Annotated in this window: 3 protein-coding genes; all 3 read left to right on the top strand. The window is 62.3% G+C overall.

The annotated features are described in order from the left end of the window. Window positions 1–174 precede the first annotated feature (174 nt). The 3 genes from PMI37_RS27345 (at window position 175) to PMI37_RS27335 (ending at window position 2075) form a co-directional block, all read left to right on the top strand. A complete protein-coding gene (locus tag PMI37_RS27345; protein WP_008087420.1) occupies window positions 175–696 on the top strand; it encodes a DUF3455 domain-containing protein in 522 nt (173 codons plus the stop codon). Between the two features lie 156 nt (window positions 697–852). Then, window positions 853–1386: a sigma-70 family RNA polymerase sigma factor gene (locus tag PMI37_RS27340; RefSeq protein WP_008087418.1), complete on the top strand. Its 534-nt coding sequence runs from the start codon at window positions 853–855 to the stop codon at window positions 1384–1386. Beyond that, window positions 1383–2075 carry an anti-sigma factor gene (locus PMI37_RS27335; RefSeq protein WP_008087416.1) on the top strand — a complete coding sequence of 231 codons (693 nt, stop codon included), beginning with the start codon at window positions 1383–1385 and terminating at the stop codon, window positions 2073–2075. The genes PMI37_RS27340 and PMI37_RS27335 overlap by 4 nt, the downstream gene beginning before the upstream one ends. The last annotated feature ends 26 nt before the right edge of the window (window positions 2076–2101 follow it).

Genomic DNA, 2101 nt, shown 5'->3' with positions numbered 1-2101 from the left:
ATCTTTTGATGTTGGTTTTAAAAACAGGATCAAAAGATCGCAGCCTGCGGCAGCTCCTACAGGGGATGGGTTTATTTTTTGGCACGGGTGCATCCAAATGCCTCCGTCATGGGTAGTCCTTGTAACAGCCCGCTTCGGCTGTCAGCGGTTTACCCATTTTGGAGAAACATACTGATGAACATCACCCAACTGATCTGCCTCAGCGGTTTGCTCGCCGCCAGCGCCACGACCTTTGCGCAAAGCAGTTATCCCGACGCGATCAAGGTCCCGGATGGCCACAAGATCGCGATGGAAACCACTGGCGTCGGCGAGATCACCTACGAATGCCGCGACAAGGCCAATGCCCCGGGCCAGACCGAGTGGACTTTCGTCGGCCCGAAAGCGGTGCTCAATGATCGCAGCGGCCAGCAGGTCGGCACCTACTTCGGCCCGCCGGCCACCTGGCAGGCCAAGGACGGGTCGAAGGTCACTGGCACGCAATTGGCCGTGGCGCCGTCGAGTCCGGGCAACCTGCCCTATCAGTTGGTCAAGGCTAATCCTGCCGAGGGTAAAGGCGCGATGACGGGCGTCAGCTACATCCAGCGTGTCGCGCTCAAGGGCGGCGTGGCGCCAGGCAGTGAATGCACGGCGGCGAACAAGGGCAAGCAGGAAGTGGTGAAGTACCAGGCCGACTACATTTTCTGGGCCGCGAACTGACCCCTCAGGCTCAACATCAATCCCTGTGGGAGCTGGCTTGCCAGCGATGGCGTCGCATCAGTCGATATTTTCGTCACTGATACGCCGCCATCGCGGGCAAGCCCGCTCCCACAGGGTTCTGTGTTGTTTTGGGGAATGTGAGCTAGATTGCACGACATGCCTTTAGCCGAACCCGTGTTTGATTACGAAGCCCGTCTCGCTGCCTGTGCCCGCGGCGAGCGCTCGGCCCTGCGCGATTTGTATGTGCAGGAAGGTCCGCGTCTGCTCGGCGTGGCCAAGCGGCTGGTGCGCGATACGGCGCTGGCGGAGGACATCGTCCATGAGGCCTTCATCAAGATCTGGAACGGCGCAACCGGATTCGACCCGGCGCGCGGGTCGGCACGCGGCTGGATGTTCAGCGTGACCCGGCATCTGGCGCTGAACCTGCTGCGTGATCAGAGTCGCGAGACGTCGCTTGGCGCTGAGCATGAAACGGCCGCGGATGTTGATGCCTTTGAGGCCCAGGCGCATTCGGCGCGCATCAACCGCTGCCTGGAACAACTTGATCCGCAACGGCGACGCTGCATCCTTCACGCCTACGTCGATGGTTATTCTCACGCGCAGATTGCTACGCGTCTCGACACGCCGCTGGGCACGGTCAAGGCGTGGATCAAGCGCAGCCTTAACGCTTTGCGGGAGTGCATGGGATGACCACGGAATCGGCGCAGGAACGTGATGAGCTGGCCGGTGAGTATGTGCTCGGCACGCTGTCGGCCGAGCAGCGGATCGAGGTGCAGCGACGCTTGCCGCATGAGCCCGAGTTGCGCGCGGCGGTGGATGCCTGGGAGCGACGCCTGCTGGAGCTGACGGATTTCGCCGCGCCACAACAGCCGTCGGCGCAGCTGTGGCCGCGCATCGAACGCAGCATCAACCGACTGACGCAACCAGCGCCGTCGACTTCATGGTGGAATCTGTTACCGCTGTGGCGCGGATTGAGCGCGGTGGGCCTGGCGGCGACGTTGATCCTGGGGTCGATCCTGTTGACCCAGACCACGCCGAAACCGAGTTATCTGGTGGTGCTGGTCGCGCCGCAGGACAAGGCGCCGGGGTGGGTGATTCAGGCGAGCAATTCGCATGAAATTCAGTTGATTCCGCTGGGGGTGGTCGAGGTGCCGGCGGACAAGGCGCTGGAGTTCTGGACCAAGGCCGATGGTTGGCAAGGGCCGGTGTCGTTGGGGTTGGTCAAACCCGGGCAGGCCTTGTCGGTGCCGCTGGACAAGTTGCCGCCGTTGCAACCGAACCAGTTGTTCGAGTTGACGCTGGAAGGCGCCGGCGGTTCGCCGATCGGCAAACCGACCGGGCCGATCCAGGCGATCGGCCGCGCCGTCAAAGTATTGTGATGTAGTCCTGTAGGAGCTGCCGCAGG

The sequence above is a fragment of the Pseudomonas sp. GM80 genome (assembly GCF_000282515.1).
Classification (GTDB): domain Bacteria; phylum Pseudomonadota; class Gammaproteobacteria; order Pseudomonadales; family Pseudomonadaceae; genus Aquipseudomonas.
The sequence above is the reverse complement of the archived record's forward strand: the minus strand, read 5'-3'. Positions and strand labels throughout refer to the sequence as shown.